This window comes from Oleiphilus sp. HI0123 (assembly GCF_001635315.1).
This window is the reverse complement of record NZ_LWGE01000149.1, coordinates 1-473: the sequence shown is the minus strand read 5'-3', so window position 1 is coordinate 473 and position 473 is coordinate 1. Positions and strand designations below refer to the sequence as shown.

Here is a 473-nt window from a genome sequence, read left to right as displayed (position 1 = left end):
ACCAGAGCGGCAAGCATTCTCGGTGCTTAGGCCATAACGTTCGAGACTATTCAGCAGAGGTTCACCTGACTTTGCAACAAAACTTCCTTTACCTTGTACTGTGATAGTTACCTCTTTTTCAATAGAAGTATCTTCAGGCCAGTGTGCTTGTGTTTCAGGTTTCTTAGGAGGGCCGTTTAGCTCTACAAGCATACGACGCTCTTTTACACCTAAGTTTTTAAGTATTTCGACACAGCTTTCATTAAAGGGTGTTGGGCCGCATATGTAAAACATCTTTGAGCTTAAGTTGCTCAGTGAAGATGAAACAAGCTCTTCAGTAACACGTCCGCCGATGCCTTGATAACTTTCACTTGGCCTTGAGATTAATTCTGTAAGTTTTATATTGTGATTCTGTTTGGCACAGGAGCGAATTTCCTTTGCGAATATTACATCCTCCTCGAAACTATTGCTGTAGATAATATGCATGGTATGAG

General features: G+C 41.4%; 1 protein-coding gene. It reads right to left on the bottom strand.

From position 1 onward, the window contains the following. A partial coding sequence (locus A3761_RS01385; RefSeq protein WP_231881113.1) for a hypothetical protein occupies positions 1–473 on the bottom strand: 473 nt, incomplete at both ends.